The 24,149-nt window shown below is 70.3% G+C and carries 24 protein-coding genes and 1 pseudogene; 19 read left to right on the top strand and 6 right to left on the bottom strand.

The annotated features are described in order from the left end of the window. Positions 1 to 26: 26 nt before the first annotated feature. Positions 27 to 230, bottom strand: coding sequence for a hypothetical protein (locus tag AC5WRT_RS25725; RefSeq protein WP_496096478.1), 204 nt, complete (start codon positions 228 to 230; stop codon positions 27 to 29). A 711-nt stretch (positions 231 to 941) separates the two neighbouring features. Here AC5WRT_RS25725 and AC5WRT_RS25720 point away from each other — a divergent pair. Continuing rightward, positions 942 to 1,468 (top strand): annotated as a pseudogene (locus AC5WRT_RS25720) (helix-turn-helix domain-containing protein). A 179-nt stretch (positions 1,469 to 1,647) separates the two neighbouring features. On the opposite strand, the gene AC5WRT_RS25715 reads toward AC5WRT_RS25720, so the two are convergent. Beyond that, positions 1,648 to 1,851 (bottom strand): cold-shock protein, encoded by a 204-nt coding sequence (locus tag AC5WRT_RS25715; RefSeq protein WP_330338421.1) that lies wholly within the window; start codon positions 1,849 to 1,851, stop codon positions 1,648 to 1,650. Between the two features lie 288 nt (positions 1,852 to 2,139). On the opposite strand from AC5WRT_RS25715, the gene AC5WRT_RS25710 reads away from it, so the two are divergent. The 6 genes from AC5WRT_RS25710 to AC5WRT_RS25685 all read left to right on the top strand — a co-directional run bounded on the left by AC5WRT_RS25710 (position 2,140) and on the right by AC5WRT_RS25685 (position 8,235). Further along, complete coding sequence (locus AC5WRT_RS25710) at positions 2,140 to 2,988, top strand: menaquinone biosynthetic enzyme MqnA/MqnD family protein (protein ID WP_496096479.1); 849 nt, start codon at positions 2,140 to 2,142, stop codon at positions 2,986 to 2,988. A gap of 75 nt (positions 2,989 to 3,063) precedes the next feature. Further along, the gene (locus AC5WRT_RS25705; protein WP_496096480.1) at positions 3,064 to 4,857 is read left to right on the top strand and encodes a serine/threonine-protein kinase; all 1,794 of its coding nucleotides are present in this window, start codon (positions 3,064 to 3,066) and stop codon (positions 4,855 to 4,857) included. Beyond that, entirely contained in the window at positions 4,854 to 5,582 is a 729-nt protein-coding gene (locus tag AC5WRT_RS25700) for a prepilin peptidase (protein ID WP_496100640.1), read from the top strand. The genes AC5WRT_RS25705 and AC5WRT_RS25700 overlap by 4 nt, the downstream gene beginning before the upstream one ends. A 115-nt stretch (positions 5,583 to 5,697) precedes the next feature. Continuing rightward, the gene (gene mqnC, locus AC5WRT_RS25695) at positions 5,698 to 6,897 is read left to right on the top strand and encodes a cyclic dehypoxanthinyl futalosine synthase (RefSeq protein WP_496096482.1); all 1,200 of its coding nucleotides are present in this window, start codon (positions 5,698 to 5,700) and stop codon (positions 6,895 to 6,897) included. A 7-nt stretch (positions 6,898 to 6,904) separates the two neighbouring features. After that, a complete protein-coding gene (locus tag AC5WRT_RS25690; protein ID WP_496096483.1) occupies positions 6,905 to 7,504 on the top strand; it encodes an imidazolonepropionase-like domain-containing protein in 600 nt (199 codons plus the stop codon). Between the two features lie 35 nt (positions 7,505 to 7,539). Then, the gene (locus AC5WRT_RS25685) at positions 7,540 to 8,235 is read left to right on the top strand and encodes a demethylmenaquinone methyltransferase (protein ID WP_496096484.1); all 696 of its coding nucleotides are present in this window, start codon (positions 7,540 to 7,542) and stop codon (positions 8,233 to 8,235) included. A 14-nt stretch (positions 8,236 to 8,249) separates the two neighbouring features. On the opposite strand, the gene AC5WRT_RS25680 is transcribed toward AC5WRT_RS25685, so the two are convergent. Beyond that, complete coding sequence (locus tag AC5WRT_RS25680) at positions 8,250 to 8,558, bottom strand: PASTA domain-containing protein (RefSeq protein ID WP_496096485.1); 309 nt, start codon at positions 8,556 to 8,558, stop codon at positions 8,250 to 8,252. 109 nt (positions 8,559 to 8,667) lie between these two features. Next, positions 8,668 to 9,186: a GNAT family N-acetyltransferase gene (locus AC5WRT_RS25675; protein WP_496096486.1), complete on the bottom strand. Its 519-nt coding sequence runs from the start codon at positions 9,184 to 9,186 to the stop codon at positions 8,668 to 8,670. A 97-nt stretch (positions 9,187 to 9,283) separates the two neighbouring features. Here AC5WRT_RS25675 and AC5WRT_RS25670 point away from each other — a divergent pair, with 97 nt between their 5' ends. Continuing rightward, entirely contained in the window at positions 9,284 to 10,576 is a 1,293-nt protein-coding gene (locus tag AC5WRT_RS25670) for a geranylgeranyl reductase family protein (protein ID WP_496096487.1), read from the top strand. Between the two features lie 325 nt (positions 10,577 to 10,901). Here the strand turns inward: AC5WRT_RS25670 and def are convergent, their stop codons facing one another. Beyond that, positions 10,902 to 11,528: a peptide deformylase gene (def, locus tag AC5WRT_RS25665; RefSeq protein ID WP_496096488.1), complete on the bottom strand. Its 627-nt coding sequence runs from the start codon at positions 11,526 to 11,528 to the stop codon at positions 10,902 to 10,904. A 150-nt stretch (positions 11,529 to 11,678) separates the two neighbouring features. Continuing rightward, complete coding sequence (locus AC5WRT_RS25660) at positions 11,679 to 12,488, bottom strand: C40 family peptidase (RefSeq protein WP_496096489.1); 810 nt, start codon at positions 12,486 to 12,488, stop codon at positions 11,679 to 11,681. Between the two features lie 752 nt (positions 12,489 to 13,240). Between AC5WRT_RS25660 and AC5WRT_RS25655 the strand changes: the two genes are divergently transcribed. From AC5WRT_RS25655 to nuoK, 11 genes are read left to right on the top strand one after another with little or no spacing between them, the layout of a single operon-like run. Next, complete coding sequence (locus AC5WRT_RS25655) at positions 13,241 to 13,600, top strand: NADH-quinone oxidoreductase subunit A (protein ID WP_003992243.1); 360 nt, start codon at positions 13,241 to 13,243, stop codon at positions 13,598 to 13,600. Positions 13,601 to 13,613: 13 nt separating this feature from the next. After that, a complete protein-coding gene (locus tag AC5WRT_RS25650) occupies positions 13,614 to 14,168 on the top strand; it encodes a NuoB/complex I 20 kDa subunit family protein (protein WP_007383964.1) in 555 nt (184 codons plus the stop codon). Then, positions 14,165 to 14,935 carry an NADH-quinone oxidoreductase subunit C gene (locus AC5WRT_RS25645; protein ID WP_496096490.1) on the top strand — a complete coding sequence of 257 codons (771 nt, stop codon included), beginning with the start codon at positions 14,165 to 14,167 and terminating at the stop codon, positions 14,933 to 14,935. The genes AC5WRT_RS25650 and AC5WRT_RS25645 overlap by 4 nt, the downstream gene beginning before the upstream one ends. Beyond that, complete coding sequence (locus tag AC5WRT_RS25640; RefSeq protein WP_496096491.1) at positions 14,932 to 16,257, top strand: NADH-quinone oxidoreductase subunit D; 1,326 nt, start codon at positions 14,932 to 14,934, stop codon at positions 16,255 to 16,257. The genes AC5WRT_RS25645 and AC5WRT_RS25640 overlap by 4 nt, the downstream gene beginning before the upstream one ends. Next, positions 16,254 to 17,171 carry an NADH-quinone oxidoreductase subunit NuoE gene (gene nuoE / locus AC5WRT_RS25635; protein ID WP_496096492.1) on the top strand — a complete coding sequence of 306 codons (918 nt, stop codon included), beginning with the start codon at positions 16,254 to 16,256 and terminating at the stop codon, positions 17,169 to 17,171. Before AC5WRT_RS25640 ends, nuoE begins: the two co-directional genes overlap by 4 nt. Beyond that, entirely contained in the window at positions 17,171 to 18,517 is a 1,347-nt protein-coding gene (gene nuoF, locus AC5WRT_RS25630; protein ID WP_496096493.1) for an NADH-quinone oxidoreductase subunit NuoF, read from the top strand. The genes nuoE and nuoF overlap by 1 nt, the downstream gene beginning before the upstream one ends. Beyond that, complete coding sequence (locus tag AC5WRT_RS25625; RefSeq protein ID WP_496096494.1) at positions 18,514 to 21,018, top strand: NADH-quinone oxidoreductase subunit G; 2,505 nt, start codon at positions 18,514 to 18,516, stop codon at positions 21,016 to 21,018. Before nuoF ends, AC5WRT_RS25625 begins: the two co-directional genes overlap by 4 nt. Further along, positions 21,015 to 22,379 (top strand): NADH-quinone oxidoreductase subunit NuoH, encoded by a 1,365-nt coding sequence (gene nuoH / locus AC5WRT_RS25620; protein WP_496096495.1) that lies wholly within the window; start codon positions 21,015 to 21,017, stop codon positions 22,377 to 22,379. Before AC5WRT_RS25625 ends, nuoH begins: the two co-directional genes overlap by 4 nt. Next, complete coding sequence (gene nuoI, locus AC5WRT_RS25615; RefSeq protein ID WP_496096496.1) at positions 22,372 to 23,013, top strand: NADH-quinone oxidoreductase subunit NuoI; 642 nt, start codon at positions 22,372 to 22,374, stop codon at positions 23,011 to 23,013. Before nuoH ends, nuoI begins: the two co-directional genes overlap by 8 nt. Further along, positions 23,010 to 23,852, top strand: a complete 843-nt coding sequence (locus AC5WRT_RS25610; protein WP_496096497.1) for an NADH-quinone oxidoreductase subunit J — start codon at positions 23,010 to 23,012, stop codon at positions 23,850 to 23,852. The genes nuoI and AC5WRT_RS25610 overlap by 4 nt, the downstream gene beginning before the upstream one ends. Further along, entirely contained in the window at positions 23,849 to 24,148 is a 300-nt protein-coding gene (gene nuoK, locus AC5WRT_RS25605) for an NADH-quinone oxidoreductase subunit NuoK (RefSeq protein ID WP_023547474.1), read from the top strand. Before AC5WRT_RS25610 ends, nuoK begins: the two co-directional genes overlap by 4 nt. Position 24,149 lies beyond the last annotated feature (1 nt).

The following is a 24,149-nucleotide window of genomic DNA, read 5'->3' as shown; positions in this document are numbered from 1 at the left end:
GGACCGGTGCCGGGTGCCGGCCGCGGTCAGGGCTTGACGGCGAACGGGTCGCGGTCGTCCGCGAGGGCGGGGCCGGGGTTCGCCTGGTGACCGGTCAGGTCGGCGGCGACGCGCACGAACCGGTCCTGCACACCGGTCGCCGGAACGGCCGCCGCGGTGCCGAGCGCGAGGACGCCCGTGCCGGTGAGCGCGACCAGAACCGTCTTCGTGTGCGAGGCGATGGAACGCATGTGGAAACCCCCAGGAAGAGACGGATCACAGCGACGGATCGCTGGAGACGGATCGGCGGTGACGGATCGCAGGTGCGGATCGTCATCCGGCCGCCGGCTGCTCCCCGGCGACGCGATCGATGCTCTTGGGCGTCGATCCCCATGCCTTCCCCGCTGGTTCCCGAAGCAGGTCAGCCCACCGGTACTCCTGGTTTCAAGCGTTTCTCGAGTGGCTCTCGAGTGTTTCTCCAGCGGTCCTCCAGCGGTCCTCAAGGTCTCGCGGAACAGTGCAGAACCACTCAAAACGCTGGTCCTCACGTGCCTGCGGGGCCGGAGGACCTGCGGGCGAACACGAAGGCCTGCGGGACGGACTCCCCGGCCCGTTCCTCCGGTGCGCGCACGGTGCTGGAGCCGAGGGCGAACCCGGCGCCCCCAGCAGTTCCGCGATCCGCTCGGGCCGGCGCCGCTGGAAGTCCAGTGCGACGGGGTGACCCCACGGCCGGTCGAGCCGGTGCGGTTCCTCGCCCACCTGGAAGGCGAGGAGCAGGTGCCCGCCGGGGCTCAGCACCCGGTGCAACTCGGCGAAGAGCGCCGGGGACCTTCCAGCCGACCGAGCCGGGCCGGCGGGTCAGGCGACCCCGGCCAGCCTCAACATCGCCGTCATGCCCGCCGACCCCACGACCACCACGACGAACGGCGCCCTGAACCACGCCAGCAGCGCCCCCGGAATGGATCGCCGCCTCGCCAGGCGCGAGCGCACCCGCTCCGGCCTGTCCCTCTCCGAGCTGGCCAAACGCGCCGGAATCGCGAAGTCCACGCTCTCCCAGCTGGAGGCGGCGAGCGGCAACCCGAACGTGGAGACGCTCTGGGCGCTCGCGGTCGCGCTGGGCGTGCCGTTCAGCGCCCTGGTCGAACCGCCGGCGCCGAGCGTGCAGGTGATCCGGGCCGGCGAGGGCCCGTCGGTCGCCTCGGGGCAGGCCGACTACGTCGCCACCCTGCTGTCCGCGAGCGCTCCGGGAGCCCGTCGTGACATCTACCGCCTGGGCGCCGAGCCCGGCGCGGCACGCATGTCCGAACCGCACATCCCCGGCACGGTCGAGCACCTGATCGTGGGCTCGGGCCGGGTGAAGGCGGGCCCGGCGGGGCAGGAGGCCGAACTCGGTCCCGGCGACTACATGACCTATCGGGGCGACGTGGCGCACTCGTACGAGGCGCTGCTGCCGGGCACGACCTTCGTCCTCGTCATGCAACACATGTAGAGAATTCGCCGGAAATTCATCGATCGCCACGGCGATCGACGAGGAGGCCGCCGATCGATCACGACAGCCGCACCGGCCGCACCGGCCGGAAAAGGCAGGAGCCCCGTCGCCGAAACGGCGCGGGGCTCCTTGGGTACTGCTCTCAGGTTCTGCGACCAGGGGCGATCGGATCGGGCAGATCAGATCGCGGTGACGTTCTCCGCCTGCGGGCCCTTCGGGCCCTGGGTCACGTCGAAGGACACCGCCTGGTTCTCCTCGAGGGAGCGGAAGCCAGTGGCGTTGATCGCGGAGTAGTGAACGAAGACGTCGGGGCCGCCGCCCTCCTGGGCGATGAAGCCAAAGCCCTTTTCGGCGTTGAACCACTTAACGGTTCCGGTAGCCATAAGCCCTCCTTGGGCTCAAAAAGGGTTGCCCTGCTCCAGAACCTGCAAGTGTGAAACTGGTGCTGCACAACTGCATACGTCTGAAAACGACGAGAGCCCGCGGTCACATGCTCCGCAGGCTCTGTACTGCAAGGGAAACCAAACTGCAACTTGCGGCAAGCCTAGCATCCGGGCAGCCGAAAGCAATAGAGGTCAAGATCACGTCACCCGGACGTTTGAACAGCCGCTGAGCCGTTCGGTGGTGGGGCCGGTACCGGCACCGTACAGGACGGGGTCTAGTCTCGCGATGTGGACAATTCTCGCACCCGGCCGCGCGTCGGCCACATCCAGTTCCTGAACTGCCTTCCCCTCTACTGGGGCCTAGCGAGAACCGGCACCCTGCTCGACTTCGAGCTCACCAAGGACACCCCGGAGAAGCTCAGCGAGCAGATCGTGCGCGGCGACCTCGACATCGGTCCCGTCACCCTGGTCGAGTTCCTGCGCAACGCCGACGACCTGGTCGCCTTCCCGGACATCGCCGTCGGCTGCGACGGCCCGGTGATGTCCTGCGTGATCGTCTCGCAGGTCCCGCTCGAACGCCTGCACGGCGCCAGGGTCGCCCTCGGCTCGACCTCCCGCACCTCTGTCCGCCTCGCCCAGCTGCTGCTCGCCGAGCGCTACGGCGTCCAGCCCGACTACTACACCTGCCCGCCCGACCTCAGCCTGATGATGCAGGAGGCCGAGGCCGCCGTCCTCATCGGTGACGCGGCACTGCGGGCTAACCTGCACGACGGCCCGCGCTTCGGCCTCGAGGTGCACGACCTCGGCACGCTGTGGAAGGAGTGGACCGGCCTGCCGTTCGTCTTCGCGGTGTGGGCGGCCCGCCGGGACTACGCGGATCGCGAGCCGGCCATCACCCGCAAGGTGCACGAGGCCTTCCTCGAATCCCGCAACCTCTCCCTGGAAGAGGTCGCCAAGGTCGCAGAACAGGCCGCCCGCTGGGAGGCCTTCGACGAGGCGACCCTGGCCCAGTACTTCACCACCCTCGACTTCAGCTTCGGCCCGGCGCAACTGGAGGCCGTCGCCGAGTTCGCCCGCCGTGTCGGCCCGACGACCGGCTTCCCTGCGGACGTCGAGGTGGACCTGCTGCAGCCCTGAGTGAGCGTCACTAGGCTGCCCTGCACAGGCGTTGGACAGCGACCCCGGGGTCGTGGGCGTTGGGGGGAGCGCGTCATGCAGCCGCTGGACGTGGACGAGCCGGCCGCCGTCGGGCCGTACCGGCTGCTCGGCCGGCTCGGCTCCGGCGGCATGGGCCGGGTCTACCTCGGCCGCAGCGCGGGCGGCCGTACGGTCGCCGTGAAGATCGTGCACCCGCACTTCGCGCTGGACGAGGAGTTCCGCGCGCGGTTCCGGCGCGAGGTGGCGGCCGCGCGGCGGGTCGGCGGCGCCTGGACGGCGCCCGTCCTCGACGCCGACCCGGACGCGGCCGTCCCCTGGGTCGCCACGGCGTACGCGGCCGGGCCCTCTCTCGCCGCCGCCGTCGCAGACAGCGGCCCCCTGCCCGCGCCCACGGTACGGGCGCTGGGCGCGGGCCTCGCCGAGGCGCTCACGGCCGTACACGGACTGGGGCTCGTGCACCGGGACGTGAAGCCGTCCAACGTCCTGCTGACCCTGGACGGGCCGCTGCTCATCGACTTCGGCATCGCCCGGGCCACGGACGGTACGGCGTCCCTGACCTCCACCGGCGTGTCCGTCGGCTCGCCCGGCTACATGGCGCCCGAGCAGATCCTCGGCAAGGGCCCCACCGGTGCCGCCGACGTCTTCTCCCTCGGCGCGGTCCTCGTCCACGCGGCCACCGGTGAACCGCCCTTCCGTGGCGACACCTCGGCCGCGCTGCTCTACAAGGTCGTTCACGAGGAGCCCGAATTCGACTGTCTGGACGGTGAGTTGCGGGACCTGGCGGCGGCCTGCCTGGCCAAGGACCCGGCCGCCCGCCCCGCCCCCGCCGACATCGGTCGCCGCCTCGCCCCGGAAGGAGCCACCCGCCTGATCGCCGGCGGCTGGCTCCCGGGCCCCCTGGTGGAACAGGTCAGCCGCAGCGCCGTACGCCTGCTGAACCTGGACACACCGGACACGGGGGAGACGGCCCGGTCGGGACCGGTGGCGTTCGACACGCCTGCGGTGACGGGACCCGCGGTCATGCCGGGCCCCGACTCGCCGACCGGCGGCGGCGTCTTCGGCCCTGCACCGGTGATGCGTGCCGGGGGTCCGCCGCCCACGCCGCCCGGCACGCAGCGGGCTCCGGCCGTGCCGTCCGGCGGGCCGGGGGAGCCGATGCCCGGGGCTTCACCGAAGACCGTGACCGGTGTGGAGGGGGTCGCGCCGACCGTCGTGCCCGGGCCCCGGGACGCGGCGCCGCCCGGCCGGCTCTCCGTCAGCGTGGCGGCCGCGGCCGTGCCGGGTGAGGGGGGCCGGGGGCGCCGGCTGAGCTGCACGGTCGTGCTGGCGGCCGCCGGGGCCCTGGCCGTGGGCGGGCTGGGCATCGGCCTGCTGCTGCGGCCCTGGTCCCAGCACGACAACGCCGCGGGCGCGGGCGGCCGCCCCCAGGTCTCCCGGACGCCGACGGCAGCCTCCAGCGACGCCGCCGAGGGAGGCGGCCGGCCCGGCGCGATCCCGGCCCGCTACCTCGGCACCTGGGAAGGGCAGGCCACCGCACTCGGCGGCAGCCTCCCCGAGGGCACCTTCCGGCTCACCGTCCACCAGGCCGCCGTGGGGCAGGAGTTGGGGCGGCTGCGGCAGACCGACCAGATCGGCGGCGTGTGCACCGACGTCCTCACCCTGAAGGAGGTGACGAAGACCCAGGTCCTCGCCACCTCGAGAGGCGCGGCGGACAACCCCGGTCACTGCGTGCCGACCGCGCATCAGGTCGAGCTGACCCCGGTCGGCGACGATCTCAGGTTCACCTCGGACAGTTCCGCCGAGGGCAACCCGGTGGCGCGCCTGTCGAAGGCCGGTCGGGCGCGGTGAGCACGGGTGCGCTGGCCGCCGTCGCCGTCCTGTGGGGAGCGCTGGCCGGCACGCTGCTGCCCCGCGCCGTCCACCGTTTCGCCGTACCGTCCGGTGAGCCCTGGCGGGACCGCTGCCCGGACGGTCATCCGATCCGCGGCTGGCTCGGCCGGACCGCGTGCGGCTCCTGCCCGGGAGAGGCCCGTCGTACGGCCGTACTCCCGACCGCCGTCGCCACGGCCCTCATCTGCGCCGCCCTCGCCGTCGCCACGGGCACGCGCCCCGAGCTGGTGGTGTGGCTGCTGCTCGCGCCCGTCGGGGTGCTGCTGGCCGTGGTCGACTTCCGGGTGCGGCGGCTGCCCGACCCGCTGACCCTGCCCGCCGCCGCCGCCGCCCTCGGCCTGCTGGGCCTCGCCGCGCTGCTGCCCGAGCACGCCGGTCACTGGCTCACCGCGCTGTACGGCGCCCTCGCGCTCGGCGCCGGCTACTGCGCGCTGTACCTCGTCAACCCGGGCGGCATGGGCTTCGGCGATGTGAAGCTGGCCGTGGGGACGGGCGCCGTGCTCGGCTGGTACGGCTGGCCCACCGTCCTGCTCGGCACCTTCGCCGGCTTCCTGCTCGGGGCGCTGTACGGCGCGGCGCTCGTCGTCACGCGGCGGGCAAGCCGCAAGAGCGCGGTTCCCTTCGGGCCCTTCCTGCTGGCCGGTGCCCTCGCCGGGCTGCTGATCGGCGCGTACGCGGCCTGACGTCCTCGCGGTGATAGCGCTGGCGTAGGCTGGTTCGGCCCGCCCACCCCACCACTTTTGTACGAGCGCTTCGCGCACTGTCCATGATTCAAACCCTTGACGAAAGGGACGCCCGGTGACCGAGAAGGCCGACCTCCAGTCCGTGCTCGACCGAGCCGCAGCGGGCGGACGCATCACGCCCGAGGAAGCCCTCGACCTCTACCGGGACGCCCCGCTGCACGCGCTGGGCGCCGCCGCCGACGCCGTACGCCGCGGCAAGTACGCCGGGACCGAGCACATCGCGACGTACATCATCGAGCGGAACATCAACTACACGAACGTGTGCGTCACGGCGTGCAAGTTCTGTGCCTTCTACGCGGCCCCCAAGGACACGGAGAAGGGCTGGACCCGCGACCTCGACGACATCCTGCGCCGCTGCGCGGAGACGGTCGAGCTGGGCGGCACCCAGATCATGTTCCAGGGCGGCCACCACCCGGACTACGGCGTCGAGTACTACGAGAAGCACTTCCGGGCCATCAAGGAGGCGTTCCCGCAGCTGGTCATCCACTCGCTGGGCGCGTCCGAGGTCGAGCACATGGCCCGTATCTCGGGCGTGTCGGTCGAGGAGGCCATCACCCGCATCCACGAGGCGGGCCTCGACTCCTTCGCGGGCGCCGGCGCGGAACTGCTTCCCGAGCGCCCCCGCAAGGCCATCGCCCCGCTGAAGGAGTCCGGCGAGCGCTGGCTGGAGATCATGGAGACGGCGCACCGGCTGGGTGTGGAGTCCACCTCCACCATGCTGATGGGCACGGGCGAGACGAACGCCGAGCGGATCGAGCACCTCAGGATGATCCGGGACGTGCAGGACCGCACGGGCGGCTTCCGCGCCTTCATCCCGTACACCTACCAGCCGGAGAACAACCACCTGAAGGGCCGCACCCAGGCCACCCTCTTCGAATACCTCCGCATGATCGCCGTCGCCCGCCTCTTCCTGGACAACGTCCGGCACGTCCAGGGCTCGTGGCTGACCACGGGCAAGGAGGTCGGTCAGCTGTCGCTGCACTACGGCGCGGACGACCTCGGCTCGATCATGCTGGAGGAGAACGTGGTCTCCTCGGCCGGCGCCAAGCACCGCTCCAACCGCCTCGAGATCATCGACCTGATCAGGAAGGCGGGCCGGGTCCCGGCCCAGCGCTCCACGACGTACGAGCACCTCGTCGTCCACGACGACCCGGCGAACGACCCCGTCGACGACCGCGTGGTCTCCCACATCTCCTCCACGGCCATCGAGGGCGGCACGGCGCACCCGGAACTGAAGCTGCTGACCTCCAACTAGGCGCCCCGTGCTGACACTTCACATCGCCGAGCGCTCTCCCGGGGTGGCCGTCCTGGTCGACGGCGCGACCGTCGCCGCCGTCGGCCCGTACGAGGAACTGGCTGCCGCCGAGCCCCGGGCGAGGGTGCGGCGCTGGCCCGGAATCCTCACCCCGGGGCTGCTGAACCCGTACGGTCCGGAGCTGCTGGAGGCCACCTATCACCCCGACCCGCGCGAGGCCGACGTCCTCGGCGCCGAGCCCATCGGCGGGGCGCGGGCGAGGGAGATCTTCCGCAGCGATCCCGCGCGCCTCGGCGCGAGCGCGCGACGCGGGGTGCAGCGGATGCTGGCGCACGGCACGGTGGCGGTGGCCGGGGAGTTCCGGTCGCGGGCCGTGGCGGACGCGGTGCGCAGGGCCGGGCTCGCGGTGGGGCAGCGGCCCGAGCGCCTTCCGGGTCCGGCGACACTGTCCCCGACCCCGCTGGTCCTGCTGCCGCGGCTGGTCCCGGGCGGGCCCGCCCGCTTCGCCGTGTTCGACGTCGCGGACCGCGCCGAACTGGTCCGCCGCGGCGCCGGCACCTGTGTGGCGACCGTCATCGGTGGGCGGCTGGTGTACCGGGGCCGCTGAGCCCGTTCCGTACCCCCTGCTGCCACAATGGGCGGGTGACCCGCGCTTCCCTGAACAAGCAGCCGCACGAAGTCGCCTCGATGTTCGACGACGTGGCGGAACGGTACGACCTGACGAACGACGTGCTGTCGCTCGGCCAGGACCGGCGCTGGCGCAAGGAGGTGGCGAGGGCGGTCGACGCGCGCCCCGCGCAGAAGGTCCTCGACCTCGCCGCCGGTACGGCCACCTCGTCGCTCCCCTTCGCGCGGAGCGGCGCCTACGTCGTCCCCTGCGACTTCTCCCTGGGCATGCTCCAGGTCGGCAAGAAGCGGCACACCTGGCTGCCCTTCACGGCCGGCGACGCGACCAGGCTGCCGTTCAAGGACGACACCTTCGACGCCGTGACGATCTCCTTCGGGCTGCGCAACGTCCAGGACACGGACGCGGCGCTCGCGGAGATGTACCGGGTGACCCGGCCCGGCGGACGCGTGGTGATCTGCGAGTTCTCCCATCCGACCTGGGCGCCCTTCCGGACCGTCTACACCGAGTACCTGATGCGGGCGCTGCCGCCGGTCGCGCGCGCCGTCTCCTCGAACCCGGACGCCTACGTGTACCTCGCCGAGTCCATCCGCGCCTGGCCCGACCAGCCCGCCCTCGCCGAGCGGCTGCGGAAGGCGGGCTGGACGAAGGTGGCATGGCGCAACCTCACCGGCGGTGTGGTCGCGCTGCACCGGGGGTTCAAGGAGAGCTGAGGCCCGGCCGGGCTTCAGCGGTTGATCACCTCGAACGCGTCGCCGGGCTCGCCGAGTTCGCGTTGGAGGCCACCGGTGGGCGGCCGCGGGATGCGTGGCTCACGCACGCCTCCGCCGCCCTCGCCCTCACCGAAGTCGAACCACACGTACACCATCGAGTCCCGGGGCACCTCGGCGCCGGGACTCGGGTACTGGCGCACGACGTAGTCGACGACCGCGAGGTGGAAGTCCGGGCGGTCCGGCGCGTTGAGGAACAGGCCCTGCGCCCGGGCCGTCTCGCGCGCGTCCACGGCCATCAGTCCGACCAGCCGTGGCACACGCACTTCGGGTGTTTTGGGTGTTATGTGCACAGATGTCACCCCCAGCGGTACTGGAAGGGTAACTCCCGCGCGCCCCACCCGGAAGGGATTGGTGTCTTTCCGTGACAGACGATTACTGTCCGCTGTCGAGGCGGAGTCGGAAGCAGAGGGCGTCCTCGTCCAGCGTGGGATGCGGATAGGTCTCCGCCGGCTCCATGCCGAGCCGCCTGGTCACCGCGATCGACCGCTCGTTGCCCGGCCGGACCATCGCCACCACCTCCGGCACCCCGGCCGCCCGCAGCCGCCGCAGGGTCTCGCACGCGGCCGCGGTGACGTACCCCCTGCCCCAGTGCGCGCGCCCGAGTCGCCAGCCGATCTCCACCTCGCCGACCGGCCCCCAGGCGGGCCGCCAGGGCTGCGCTCCGGTGAACCCGATGACCTCACCGGACTCGTCCAGCACGGTCCACAGGCAGAAGCCGAGTTCGGCGTCGTGCCGCCGCTGCCGCGCGGTGAGTTCCTCGTAGACCGACAGCGCGGCGGGTCTGCCGCCGTAGAACTCCATGACCTCGGGGTCGTCGAAGACCCGGTGCCAGGCGATCGCGTCCTCATGGGTGGGGACACGCAGCCGTACCGCGGGGAGAGGTCGGTTCACAGGGCAGCCCTTCAGCCGGGTGATCAATTCTGCTGAATAGACTGCCCCTGTCCAGTGCCGGTCGGCACGCTGATTTCGAACTTGGGGAGATCCCGCCGTGACCGTCGTGAAGGAGCCCCTCTCCGAGAACACCGCCGACGTGATCGTCGTCGGCGCGGGGCCGGCCGGCTCCACGACCGCGTACCACCTCGCCAAGGCGGGTCTCGACGTCCTGCTGCTGGAGAAGACCGAGTTCCCGCGCGAGAAGGTGTGCGGCGACGGCCTCACCCCGCGCGCGGTCAAGCAGCTCGTCGCCATGGGCATCGACATCTCCGAGGAGGCCGGCTGGCTGCGCAACAAGGGCCTTCGCATCATCGGCGGCGGCTCCCGCCTTCAGCTGGACTGGCCGGAACTCGCCGCCTACCCGAACTACGGACTGGTCCGCAGGCGCGACGACTTCGACGAGCAGTTGGCCCGCAACGCCCAGAAGGCCGGCGCCCGCCTGTTCGAGCGCTGCAACGTCTCCGGCCCGGTCGTCGACGACCGCACCGGCCGCATCACCGGCGTCACCGCCAAGCTCGGCGAGGAGAAGCGCGAGGTCACCTTCCACGCGCCGCTCGTCGTCGCCGCCGACGGCAACTCCACCCGCCTGTCCCTCGCGATGGGCCTGCACCGCCGCGAGGACCGCCCGATGGGGGTCGCGGTGCGCACGTACTTCACCTCGCCCCGCCACGACGACGACTACCTGGAGTCCTGGCTGGAGCTGTGGGACCGCCGCGGCCCCCAGGACCGCCTGCTGCCCGGCTACGGCTGGATCTTCGGCATGGGCGACGGCACGTCCAACGTGGGCCTCGGCGTGCTGAACACCTCCGCCTCCTTCAAGGAGCTGGACTGGCGCGAGATCCTCAAGGCCTGGTGCGCCTCCATGCCGCAGGACTGGGGCTACACGCCCGAGAACATGACCGGCCCCATCCGCGGCGCCGCCCTCCCCATGGCCTTCAACCGCCAGCCCCACTACACGCGCGGCCTCCTGCTCGTCGGCGACGCCGGCGGCCTGGTGAACCCCTTCAACGGCGAGGGCATCGCCTACGCCATGGAGTCCGGCCAGATCGCCGCCGACGTCATCGTGCAGGCACACGCACGTGCCACACCCGCCCAGCGAGAGATCGCCCTGCAGCGCTACCCGCGCGTGCTGAAGGACGCCTACGGCGGCTACTACACCCTCGGCCGCGCCTTCGTGAAGCTCATCGGCAACCCGAAGGTCATGCAGATCGCCGCCCAGCGCGGCCTCACGCACCCGCTTCTGATGAAGTTCACCCTCAAGCTGCTGGCGAACCTCACCGACCCCACGGGCGGCGACGCGATGGACCGCATCATCAACGGCCTGAGCAAGGTGGCCCCGAAGGCCTGAGCCCTTCCCGGGGCCTGCCCGGGCCCTGACCAGTGCCCGGGCAGGCGACGTTCGCCCACGTACGTCCAGTACGTGGGCTTTTGGCCGGCACGCCGACAGCACGCACCGGATGCCGCTCCTTGACGGGCAGACGTCGCCTGCCGGGACACCTGGGGCGTGTTTCGAAAGTGGCGTCGTCCGCCCGAAGGCGGGGTCCGCGGCGTCTGGTGCGGTGCATCGCGAGGCGGAGGGTCGTCCTCGTACCGGGCGTACGTGGACGATCCCGACAACGCGGCGAGGTGCCGTGCCAGACGCCGCGGACCAGACGGGACTTTCGAAACACGCCCTAGGGCCGACTCAGCTCCTCGGCCCTGGCGGCCCGGCGGGCGAGAACCTCGTCCCGCCGGGCCGCCATCTGCCGCAGCGCGTCCCTTTTCTCCCGCTTGGAGAGCCGGTCCAGGTAGAGGTGCCCGTTGGTGTGGTCGGTCTCGTGGGCGAGGCAGCGCGCGAAGTACCCCGTGCCCTCGATGACGAGCGGGTTGCCGTCCCTGTCCAGCCCGCGCACGACGGCCCGGTCCGACCGCGGTACGGCCATCACCGCACCCGGCACGGACAGACAGCCCTCGCCCTCGTCCAGCAACCGCCGTCCGGTCAGGGGTGTTCCGAGCACCGGATTGACGATGTGTCCGACATGCCGGACTCCGTCGTCGTCGGGGCAGTCGTACACGAACAACCGCAGATCGACCCCGACCTGATTCGCCGCCAGCCCCGCCCCCTCGGCGGCATACAGCGTGAGGAACATGTCGTCGACGAGTGCGGCGAGGTCGGGCCCGAACTCCGTGACGTCCCGGCACGGCTTGTGCAGAACCTCCTCACCGACCTCGGTGATCCGGCGCACCGCGCCGCGCCCGGCTTCGGGGGCGTGGCGGGGGTAGTGGTCGGCGGGCCTTCCCTGTACGAACACGCGTGGCATCGCGCGGTCTCCTTCGCTCTCGCTCGGACCGCCGGGCGGCGGCCCGAGCGAGAGGATGTCGGGAACACCGCTCTGACACGCCGGGAACGGCGCGAGGGCCGCTGCCCCCGAGCGGCTGCGGCCCTACGCGTGCGAGTGGTGCGGGGTGCCTCAGAGTACCCGCACGGCACCGGTCGGCGGGTCGTAGGACAGCGGGTGCTCACCGACACCGCTGGAGGGGTTCTGCGCGCCGACGAACATGCCGTCGCCCACGTACACCGCGACGTGGTAGGCGCTGCCCGCGCTGCCCCAGTACAGGATGTCACCCGGCTGCAGGTTGCTGAGCGACACCTGGGTGCCGGCCGTGGACTGGTCCTGGGAGACGCGCGGCAGGCTGATGCCCACCTGCTTGAAGGCCGTCTGCACCAGGCCGGAGCAGTCGTACGCCGAGGGGCCGGTGGCGCCGGAGACGTACGCCTTGCCGATCTGCGCCTTGACGAAGGCGACGACGGCGGCGGCCGAACCGGTGGCCGTGGAACTGCTCGTGGAGGTGCCGGCGTCCGTCGTGGCGGCGAGCGTGGTCCGCTCCGTGCTGCGGGAGGCGCGCTCTGCGGCGGCCTTGCGGGCGGCCTCCTCGGCCTTCTTCTTGGCTTCGGCGGCCTTCTGCTTCGCCTCGGCCAGGTCCGCCTTGGCCTGCTTCGCGGCCTTTGCGGCGGCCGCGTCACGCTCGGCCTGCAGCTGGTAGTTCGCGGCGGCCTGCTGGGTGGCGTCCGCGGACTGGGCGGCCTGAGCGGCCAGGTCGGCCGTCAGGGTGGGCAGTTCGAGGGTCTGCGTCACCGGCTCGGCCGCGTTCGCCGAGCCGGACGCCCCGGCGACTGCCAGGGTGCTGAGGACGCCACCGGCAACTCCGGCCCGCATCGCGAGGGACGACGCGCTGCGGCGGGGCTTCCGGTGGCTGCGTATGTGAGCGGTGTGGGACATGGGAACAACCGGTACCAGGGGCTCCTTCATATCTTCAAGAAACGTGTGCTCCGCCACAGTTGCTCAATCGAGACCGAGAATCCCGGGCGTGCCGCTCTTTATTGACGCCGTAACGGACATTGCGGACGTCGGTGATCAAGGGCTTGATCACGGTCTTTGATCATTACGTCCGAATTGCTCCCCACCTACCATCGGTTGGGGTCGTTGGCCAAGCCCGGTTCTCGGAGGTCTCCCATCGATGTGGCGGAGGTCACGGAACGATTACCGGAATCGTGGCGTCCTGTGTGTGCCCAGCTCGTGAACGCGTGCACGCGTCCGGGCCCACGTCCACATCGCACCTCGCGGTTCCCTCTGATGTGTGAACGCACCCCTCTGGCAGCTGTTCGAGTCCAGCGCCAATTTGCATGCAGGGGAACACTCTTGATATTGAGACGCACCTTCCTGCCTGCGACGACGAGCGAGAATGTCACTTCTGGTGATCAACTGAACGCTTCGCGTATGAAGATCACCCATCATCCGACTTCATGATCCTTCGTCAGGTGGTGGAGATCACAAAGGTCGGGCAATACCCCGTGTCGCAGATCACAGAGCGACGGGCATAAGATGCGTGGCAACTGGGCTTGTGACCTGCTTCACATGTTCTCGATCTTCGCCCGGGAGGGCGGGGTTTCTGGGACTCGTGAGGCGGGAGTGAGCGCAGTGCACCAGTGCAACCGCCAGCAGTCAGCGCCGACTGAGAGGAGCGAGGAGCGGTGAACGCGTATGCGCCCATCCTCGTACTGGGAGCCCTCGGGGCAGGCTTTGCGATCTTCTCCGTGGTCATGGCCACGCTGATCGGTCCGAAGCGGTACAACCGCGCCAAGCTCGAGGCCTACGAGTGCGGTATCGAGCCGACCCCCACGCCGGCCGGCGGCGGGCGCTTCCCCATCAAGTACTACCTGACGGCGATGCTCTTCATCGTCTTCGACATCGAGATCGTCTTCCTCTATCCCTGGGCCGTCACCTTCGACGCCCTGGGGATCTTCGGGCTCGTGGAGATGCTGCTCTTCGTGCTCACCGTCTTCGTCGCGTACGCGTACGTATGGCGGCGCGGCGGCCTGGAATGGGACTGAGGGGCCTTTAGACATGGGACTCGAAGAAAAGCTGCCGAGCGGCTTCCTGCTGACCACCGTCGAGCAGGCCGCGGGCTGGGTGCGCAAGGCGTCCGTCTTCCCCGCGACCTTCGGCCTTGCCTGCTGCGCCATCGAGATGATGACCACCGGCGCCGGCCGTTACGACCTGGCGCGCTTCGGCATGGAGGTCTTCCGCGGCTCACCGCGCCAGGCCGACCTGATGATCGTGGCCGGCCGGGTCAGCCAGAAGATGGCTCCGGTGCTGAGGCAGGTCTACGACCAGATGCCGAACCCCAAGTGGGTGATCTCCATGGGCGTCTGCGCCTCCTCGGGCGGCATGTTCAACAACTACGCGATCGTCCAGGGCGTCGACCACATCGTCCCGGTCGACATCTACCTGCCGGGCTGCCCGCCCCGCCCCGAGATGCTGATGGACGCGATCCTCAAGCTCCACCAGAAGATCCAGTCCTCCAAGCTCGGCGTCAACGCCGAGGAAGCGGCCCGCGAGGCGGAGGAGGCGGCGCTCAAGGCCCTGCCCACGATCGAGATGAAGGGGCTGCTGCGGTGAGCGACGCGAACGGCAACGGCGCGGGCGGCGTGAACGGGTCCGCGAACGGGGTGAACCCCGAGAAGGACCTCTCCGCCTCCAACCTCCCCGGCCAGCGTGGCCAGGGCGGCGAGGAGATCCGCGTCCAGCGCGGCATGTTCGGCGCCGACAACGGCGGCGACACCTCCGGCTACGGCGGCCTGGTCCGCTCGGTCCGACTCCCGGGACCGGCGACCCGCCCCTACGGTGGCTGGTTCGACGAGGTCGCCGACGAGCTGGAAGGCGCGCTGGAGGAACAGGGACTCCTCCCGCACAACGCCGTCGAGAAGACGGTCGTCGACCGCGGCGAGATCACCTTCCACATCGAGCGCGAGCACCTGGTGCGCGTCGCCCGCACCCTGCGCGACGACCCGGCCCTGCGCTTCGAGCTGTGCACCGGTGTCAGCGGCGTCCACTACCCGCACGACAAGGGGCGCGAACTGCACGCCGTCTACCACCTGCGCTCGATCACCCACAACCGGCAGATCCGCCTCGAGGTCAGCGCCCCCGACGGCGACCCGCGCATCCCGTCGCTCGTCTCCGTCTACCCGACGAACGACTGGCACGAGCGCGAGACGTACGACTTCTTCGGAATCGTCTTCGACGGTCACCCGGCCCTGACGCGGATCATGATGCCGGACGACTGGCAGGGCCACCCGCAGCGCAAGGACTACCCCCTCGGCGGCATCCCCGTCGAGTACAAGGGCGCCCAGATCCCGGCTCCGGACCAGCGGAGGTCGTACTCGTGAGCAGCACCCAGTCAGCAGCCGCCCGGGAAACCACCGAGGGCACCGTCTACACGGTCACCGGTGGCGACTGGGACGAGGTCGTCCAGTCCGCGACCCGCGCCGACGACGAACGCATCGTCGTCAACATGGGTCCCCAGCACCCCTCCACCCACGGAGTGCTCCGCCTGATCCTCGAGATCGAGGGCGAGACGGTCACCGAGGCCCGGTGCGGCATCGGCTATCTGCACACCGGCATCGAGAAGAACCTCGAGTACCGCACGTGGACGCAGGGCACCACCTTCGTCACGCGCATGGACTACCTGACGTCCTTCTTCAACGAGACCGCCTACTGTCTCGCCGTCGAGAAACTCCTCGGCATCGAGGACGACATCACCGAACGCGCCAAGATCATCCGAGTGCTCCTGATGGAGCTCAACCGGATGTCCTCCCACCTGGTGTGCATCGCCACCGGCGGCATGGAGCTCGGCGCCACCACGATCATGATCTACGGCTTCCGTGATCGTGAAATGATTCTCGACCTCTACGAGCTCATCACGGGCCTCAGGATGAACCACGCGTACATCCGCCCCGGCGGACTCGCCCAGGACCTGCCGCCCGGCGCGGTGGACCAGATCCGCGAGTTCGTGAAGAAGATGAAGAAGAACCTCCCGGAGTACGACAAGCTCGCCACCGGGAACCCCATCTTCAAGGCCCGCATGCAGGACATCGGCTACCTCGACCTGGCCGGCTGCATGGCCCTCGGCGCCACCGGCCCGATCCTGCGCTCCGCCGGCCTGCCGCACGACCTGCGCAAGGCACAGCCGTACTGCGACTACGAGACGTACGACTTCGAGATCCCGACTGCCGACAGCTGCGACGCCTACGGCCGCTTCCTGGTGCGCCTGGAGGAGATGCGCCAGTCGCTCAGGATCATCGAGCAGTGCCTGGACCGGCTTCAGCCCGGCCCGGTCATGGTCGCCGACAAGAAGATCGCCTGGCCCGCCCAGCTCGCCCTGGGCCCGGACGGACTCGGCAACTCCCTCGACCACATCAAGAAGATCATGGGCACCTCCATGGAGGCCCTGATCCACCACTTCAAGCTCGTCACCGAGGGCTTCCGCGTCCCGCCGGGGCAGGCGTACGCGGCCGTGGAGTCCCCCAAGGGCGAACTCGGCGTGCACGCCGTCTCCGACGGCGGCACCCGCCCCTACCGGGTCCACTTCCGCGACCCGTCCTTCACCAACCTGCAGGCCATGGCGGCGATGTGCGAAGGCGGCCAGGTCGCCGACGTCATCGTCGCCGTCGCGTCCATCGACCCCGTGATGGGAGGCGTCGACCGGTGACCACCTCTTCTTCACAGCGGGGCGTCAGCCTGGGCATGCCCGAACTGCCCGCACCCGCGTACCCGGACGACGTCCGGGCCCGGCTGGAGGCGGACGCGCGCGAGATCATCGCGCGCTACCCGGACTCCCGGTCCGCGCTCCTTCCGCTGCTCCACCTCGTACAGTCGGAGGAGGGCCATGTCACGCGCACCGGAATGCAGTTCTGCGCCGACATGCTCGACCTGACCACGGCCGAGGTCACCGCCGTCGCCACCTTCTACACCATGTACCGGCGCAGGCCGTCCGGTGACTACCAGGTCGGTGTGTGCACCAACACGCTGTGCGCGGTGATGGGCGGAGACGCGATCTTCGAAGCCCTTCAGGAGCACCTGGGCATCGGCAACGGCGAGACGACCGACGACGGCAAGGTCACCCTGGAGCACATCGAGTGCAACGCGGCCTGCGACTTCGCGCCGGTCGTGATGGTCAACTGGGAGTTCTTCGACAACCAGACGCCCGCCGGCGCCAAGCGCCTGGTCGACGACCTGCGCGCGGGACGGCCCGTACAGCCCACGCGCGGGGCGCGGCTGTGCACGTTCAGGGAGACCGCGCGGATCCTGGCCGGCTTCCCCGACGAGCGGCCCGGGGCCGTCGAGGAGAGCGGCAGTGCGGGACCCGCGTCGCTGGTGGGCCTTCGCCTGGCGAAGGGAGAGGTCGCACCCGCGCGCGTGGTCCATCCGCGCGGAGGTCCGCAGGAGGAACCGAAGGACAGGGTGCACGAGCCGTCGCCGTCCGAACACCTCAGCTCCCACGACGCGCCGCAGGAGACGTCGGCCTCCGACCCGTCCCACCCGTCCTCCACCACCGCCCGTGACGGAGGGGATTCGCCCCGCGGCCTCGATGCGGCAGGGCCTACCGCCGAGGAGGGGGAGTGATGACCGTGGTACCCGAGGTCAAGGACACGAGTCCCGAGAAGCTGCTCGCACCCGTGCTGTCGGCCTTCTGGGACGAGGACCGGTCCTGGACCCTGGACGTCTACCGGAGGCACGAGGGGTACGAGGGGCTCCGCAAGGCGCTCGCCATGTCACCGGACGACGTGATCGCGTACGTCAAGGACTCGGGCCTGCGCGGCCGCGGCGGCGCGGGATTCCCGACCGGAATGAAGTGGCAGTTCATTCCGCAGGGTGATGGAAAACCGCACTATCTGGTTGTCAACGCCGACGAGTCGGAGCCCGGGACCTGCAAGGACATCCCGCTCCTCTTCGCGAACCCGCACAGCCTCATCGAGGGCATTGTGATCGCGTGCCATGCCATCAGGTCGTCGCATGCCTTCATCTATCTGCGGGGTGAAGTCGTGCCCGTTCTGCGGCGGTTGCACGAGGCCGTGCGCGAGGCCTACGAGGCGGGCTACCTCGGCGAGAACATCCTGGGCAGCGGGCTCGACCTGACCCTCACCGTGCACGCGGGCGCCGGCGCGTACATCTGCGGTGAGGAGACCGCACTGCTGGACTCGCTCGAAGGCCGCCGTGGTCAACCGCGGCTGCGTCCCCCCTTCCCTGCGGTGGAAGGCCTCTACGCCTGTCCGACTGTGGTGAACAACGTCGAGTCGATCGCGTCGGTTCCCGCGATCCTGAAGAACGGCAAAGACTGGTTCAGGTCGATGGGCAGCGAGAAGTCCCCGGGCTTCACGCTCTACTCGCTCAGCGGCCACGTCGCCGGCCCCGGCCAGTACGAGGCCCCGCTCGGCATCACGCTCCGCCAGCTCCTCGACATGAGCGGCGGGATGCGCCCCGGCCACCGGCTGAAGTTCTGGACACCGGGCGGCTCCTCGACGCCGATGTTCACCGACGAGCACCTCGACGTCCCCCTCGACTACGAAGGCGTGGGCGCCGCCGGTTCCATGCTCGGCACCAAGGCCCTGCAGTGCTTCGACGAGACGACCTGCGTGGTGCGGGCGGTGACCCGCTGGACCGAGTTCTACGCCCACGAGTCCTGCGGCAAGTGCACGCCCTGCCGGGAAGGGACCTACTGGCTGGTGCAGTTGATGCGGGACATCGAGGCCGGCAAGGGCACCATGTCCGACCTCGACAAGCTCAATGACATCGCCGACAACATCAACGGCAAGGCCTTCTGTGCCCTCGGCGACGGCGCCGCATCCCCGATCTTCTCCTCGCTGAAGTACTTCCGCGAGGAGTACGAGCAGCACATCACGGGCCGGGGCTGCCCCTTCGACCCGGCCAAGTCGACGGCCTGGGCGGACCGCCCGGAGGTGAACGCATGACCGTGACCAGCAGTGCTCCCACCGGAGGGGGCCAGGCGGCGGTCCCGCCGGAAGACCTCGTCACGCTGACGATCGACGGCATCGAGATCAGCGTGCCCAAGGGCACCCTGGTCATCCGCGCCGCCGAGCAGCTCGGCATCGAGATCCCCCGGTTCTGCGACCACCCCCTCCTCGACCCGGCCGGCGCGTGCCGTCAGTGCATCGTCGAGGTCGAAGGTCAGCGCAAGCCGATGGCGTCCTGCACCATCACCTGCACCGACGGCATGGTCGTGAAGACCCAGCTCACCTCGCCGATCGCGGAGAAGGCCCAGCACGGTGTGATGGAGTTCCTCCTCATCAACCACCCGCTGGACTGCCCGGTCTGCGACAAGGGCGGCGAGTGCCCGCTGCAGAACCAGGCCATGTCGCACGGCAACGCCGAGTCCCGCTTCGACGGCAAGAAGCGCACCTACGAAAAGCCGGTGCCGATCTCCACCCAGGTGCTGCTCGACCGCGAGCGGTGCGTGCTGTGCGCCCGCTGCACCCGGTTCTCCAACCAGATCGCGGGCGACCCGATGATCGAGATGCTCGAGCGGGGTGCGCTCCAGCAGATCGGCACCGGCGAGGGCGACCCGTTCGAGTCGTACTTCTCGGGGAACACCATCCAGATCTGCCCGGTCGGCGCTCTCACCTCTGCGGCCTATCGTTTCCGCTCCCGCCCCTTCGACCTCGTCTCCTCGCCGTCGGTGTGCGAGCACTGTGCGGGCGGTTGCGCCGTCCGCACCGACCACCGGCGCGGCAAGGTCATGCGGCGGCTCGCCGAGAACGACCCCGAGGTCAACGAGGAGTGGATCTGCGACAAGGGACGCTTCGCGTTCCGGTACGCGCAGCAGAAGGACCGCCTCGACACCCCGCTCGTCCGTAACGCCGACGGCGTCCTGGAGCCCGCGTCCTGGCCGGAGGCCCTGGAGGCCGCCGCGCGCGGACTGGCCGCCGCCCGCTCGCGGGCCGGCGTCCTCATCGGCGGCCGGCTGACCGTCGAGGACGCCTACGCGTACAGCAAGTTCGCACGTGTGGCGCTCGACACCAACGACATCGACTTCCGCGCGCGCGTGCACAGCGGAGAGGAGGCCGACTTCCTCGCCTCCCGGGTGGCCGGCCGCGGCCGGGACCTCGACGGTACGGGCGTCACGTACACCTCTCTGGAGAAGGCGCCGGCCGTGCTGCTGGTCGGCTTCGAGTCGGAGGAGGAGGCCCCCGGGGTCTTCCTGCGGCTGCGCAAGGCCTGGCGCAGGCGCAAGCAGAAGGTGTTCGCGCTGGCCACGCACGCGACCCGGGGCCTTGAGAAGGCGGGCGGCACCCTGCTGCCGGCCGCGCCCGGCACCGAGACCGAGTGGCTGGACGCCCTCGCGAGCGGTGTCGGCCTCGAGGAGCCCGGCACGCGGGCCGCGGAGGCGCTGCGCGCCGAGGGCGCGGTCATCGTCGTCGGCGAGCGGCTCGCCGCGGTTGCGGGCGGCCTCACCGCCGCCGTACGCGCCGCCACCGCGACCGGCGCCCAGCTGGTGTGGATCCCGCGCCGGGCCGGTGAGCGCGGCGCCGTCGAGGCCGGCGCGCTGCCCTCGCTGCTGCCGGGCGGCCGCCCGGCGACCGACCCGCGCGCGCGGGAGGAGGTCGCCACCGCCTGGGGACTCGCCGAACTCCCGGCGCGCTACGGCCGCGACACCCACCACATCATCGAGGCCGCCGCCGACGGCGAACTGTCGGCACTCCTTGTCGCCGGTGTGGAGATCGCCGACCTGCCCGACCCGGCACGCGCGCGTGCAGCGCTCGACGCCGTCGGTTTCCTGGTCTCGCTGGAACTGCGGCCCAGCGAGGTCACCGAGCAGGCCGACGTCGTCCTGCCGGTCGCCGCGGTCGCCGAGAAGGCGGGCACGTTCCTCAACTGGGAAGGCCGGGTGCGGTTCTTCGAGGCCGCCCTCAAGCCCGACCAGATGACCCGCCGGCTCGCGCCGACCGACGCTCGCGTGCTGCAGATGCTGGCCGACGCCATGGACATCCACCTGGGCCTGCCCGATCTGCGCACCACGCGCGTGGAGATCGACCGGCTCGGCCTCTGGGAGGGCCCACGTGCCCTGGACCCGCGGGAATCCTCGGGTGTGCTGCCCCGACCGGCCGCCGGCGAGGCCGTGCTCGCCGGGCACCGCCTCCTGCTCGACCAGGGTGTCCTCCAGGAGGGCGACGAGGCGCTCGCCGGTACCCGGCACGCCGCACACGCGCGTGTCTCCGCCGCGACGGCGGCCGAGGTGGGCGTCGCCGACGGCGAGGTGCTCGCCGTCAGCGGCCCGGCCGGCGTCGTCGAACTCCCGCTGCGGATCACCGAGATGCCCGACCGCGTGGTCTGGCTCCCGCTGAACTCCGTCGGCGCGGGCGTGGCCTCCGACACCGGGGCGCGACCCGGCTCACTCGTCCGCATCGGCCCGGCGGCACCCGCCGAACAGGCCCCCAAGGAGGTGGAGGCATGAGCCCGTACCTCGCAGCTGAAGACCTCTCGATGTTCGGCCGCGACCCCTGGTGGCTGGTCGTCGTCAAGGCCGTGTTCTGCTTCGCCTTCCTGATGGTGACCGTGCTGTTCTCCATCGTCTGGGAGCGCAAGGTCGTCGCCTGGATGCAGCTGCGCATCGGCCCGAACCGGCACGGGCCCTGGGGCCTGCTCCAGTCGCTCGCCGACGGCGTGAAGCTGATGCTCAAGGAAGACATCATCGTCAAGCGCGCGGACAAGGTGGTCTACGTCCTCGCGCCGATCGTCGCGGCCATTCCGGCCTTCATGGCGATCGCGGTGGTCCCCTTCGGCCCGGCCGACAACGAGATCTCGATCTTCGGCCACCGCACCGCGATGCAGCTCACCGACCTGCCGATCGCGATGCTGTACATCCTCGCGATCGCCTCCGTCGGCATCTACGGCATCGTGCTGGCGGGCTGGAGCTCCGGATCCACCTACCCGCTGCTCGGCGGCCTGCGTTCCTGCGCGCAGATGATCTCCTACGAGATCGCGATGGGCGCCGCGTTCGCCTCGGTGTTCCTGTACTCCGGGTCGATGTCGACGTCCACGATCGTGGCTCAGCAGCACGACCGCTGGTACATCCTGCTGCTGCCGGTCTCCTTCATCCTCTACATCGTCACGATGGTCGGCGAGACCAACCGAGCCCCCTTCGACATGCCGGAGTCCGAGGGCGACCTGGTCGGCGGCTTCAACACCGAGTACTCGTCCATCAAGTTCGCGATGTTCATGCTCGCCGAGTACGTGAACATGGTGACGGTCTCGTCCGTGTCGACCACCCTGTTCCTCGGCGGCTGGCGCGCGCCCTGGCCGATCAGCTCCTTCTGGGAGGGCGCGAACCACGGCTGGTGGCCGCTCCTCTGGTTCGTGATCAAGGTCCAGTTGCTGCTGTTCTTCTTCATCTGGCTGCGCGGCACGCTCCCCCGGGTGCGCTACGACCAGCTGATGAAGCTCGGCTGGAAGGTCCTGATCCCGGTCTCCGTGACCTGGCTGATGCTGGTGGCGACCGTGCGGGCGCTGCGCAACGAGCACTACGACTTCGCCGACATCGCCCTGCCCGTCGGCGGCGCGGTTCTCGCCCTGGTGGTGATCTCCTACGTCGTCGACATGTTCCGCGAGAAGGCGAAGGCGGCCGAGCGGCCCGCCGCCGAACAGACCGGATTCGACCCGATGGCGGGCGGGTTCCCCGTGCCGCCGCTGCCCGGACAGGAGCTGCCGCCGGTGCCGAGACGCCGCCCGCGCCGCGAGCGCGAGCTGATTGTCAGTGGTGGATCGGACACTGTGAGTGACGGACCTACGGATGGAAAGGAGGCGTCCGATGGCTGAGGAGCCCAAGGAGACCAAGCCCGGTTTCCTGAACCCCGTGGCCGGCTTCGGCGTGACCTTCAAGGCCATGTTCAAGAAGCGGCTCACCGAGCAGTACCCGGAGCAGAAGAAGACCACGGCTCCGCGGTTCCACGGACGGCACCAGCTCAACCGCCATCCGGACGGCCTGGAGAAGTGCGTCGGCTGCGAGCTGTGCGCCTGGGCCTGTCCCGCCGACGCCATCTACGTGGAGGGCGCCGACAACACCGACGAGGAACGCTACTCGCCGGGCGAGCGGTACGGCCGCGTCTACCAGATCAACTACGCCCGCTGCATCCTGTGCGGCCTGTGCATCGAGGCGTGCCCCACGCGCGCGTTGACGATGACCAACGAGTTCGAACTGGCCGACTCCAGCCGCGCCAACCTCATCTACACCAAGGAGCAACTGCTCGCCGGCCTCGAGGAAGGCATGGTCGACACGCCGCACGCGATCTTCCCCGGAACAGACGAACAGGACTACTACCGGGGCCTGGTGACCCAGGCCGCGCCCGGCACGGTCCGCCAGGTCGCCCTGTCCAAGGGCGAGGTCCCGCAGGAGGGCGCATCCACCTTCGGCGAGGACGAGCCGGCCTCGGAGGAGGTGATCGGCCGATGACCGCACAACTCGCCGCGTACACCACCTCCACCGGTGAGGCCTTCCAGTTCTGGGTTCTCGGCACCGTCGCGGTGATCGGCGCCCTGTGCACCGTCTTCATGAAGAAGGCCGTGCACAGCGCGCTGTGCCTCGCCGGCACCATGATCGTCCTGGCGGTGTTCTACCTCGCCAACGGCGCCTACTTCCTCGGCATCGTGCAGATCGTCGTCTACACCGGCGCGATCATGATGCTGTTCCTGTTCGTGGTGATGCTCGTCGGCGTCACGGCCGCGGACTCGCTGAAGGAGACCATCAAGGGCCAGCGCTGGCTGGCCCTCGTGTGCGGGGTCGGCTTCGGCGTCCTGCTGTTCGCCGGCATCGCCAACGCCTCCCTCGAGGAGTTCGCCGGCATCGGACGGGCGAACGCGAACGGCAATGTGGAGGGCCTCGCCTCCCTCATCTTCACCAAGTACGTCTTCGCCTTCGAAATCACCGGCGCCCTGCTCATCACGGCCGCCGTCGGCGCCATGGTGCTCACCCACCGCGAGCGCACCGAGCGCGCCAAGACCCAGCGGGAGCTGTCCGAACAGCGCGTCCGGGACGGCAAGTACGTACCGCCGCTGCCCGCCCCCGGCGTCTACGCCCGGCACAACGCGGTCGACATCGCGGGGCTGCTCCCCGACGGCACCCCGTCCGAGCTGACCGTCAGCAAGACGCTGCGCGAACGCGGCCAGATCCGTGACGTGTCGGCGGAGGCCCTCAACGACCTGCGGGCGCTGGAGCAGCGCGCGGAGGAACGCCTGGAGCGCAGGGCGATCGAACCGGCGACGTTCAAGCGGCCCGAGGAGGCGTCGAAGTGAACCCGGTCAACTACCTCTATCTCGCCGCCCTGCTGTTCACGATCGGCGCGACCGGCGTACTGATCCGGCGCAACGCCATCGTGGTCTTCATGTGCATCGAGCTGATGCTGAACGCCTGCAACCTCGCGTTCGTCACCTTCTCCCGGATGCACGGCAACCTCGACGGCCAGATCATCGCCTTCTTCACGATGGTCGTCGCCGCCGCGGAGGTCGTGGTGGGCCTCGCGATCATCGTGTCGCTGTTCCGTACCCGCCACTCGGCCTCGGTCGACGACGCCAGCCTGATGAAGCTGTAAG

The organism is Streptomyces sp. NTD91 (genome assembly GCF_059510455.1).
Note: the sequence above shows the minus strand (reverse complement) of the source record. Positions and strands in the feature narration are given on the sequence as shown.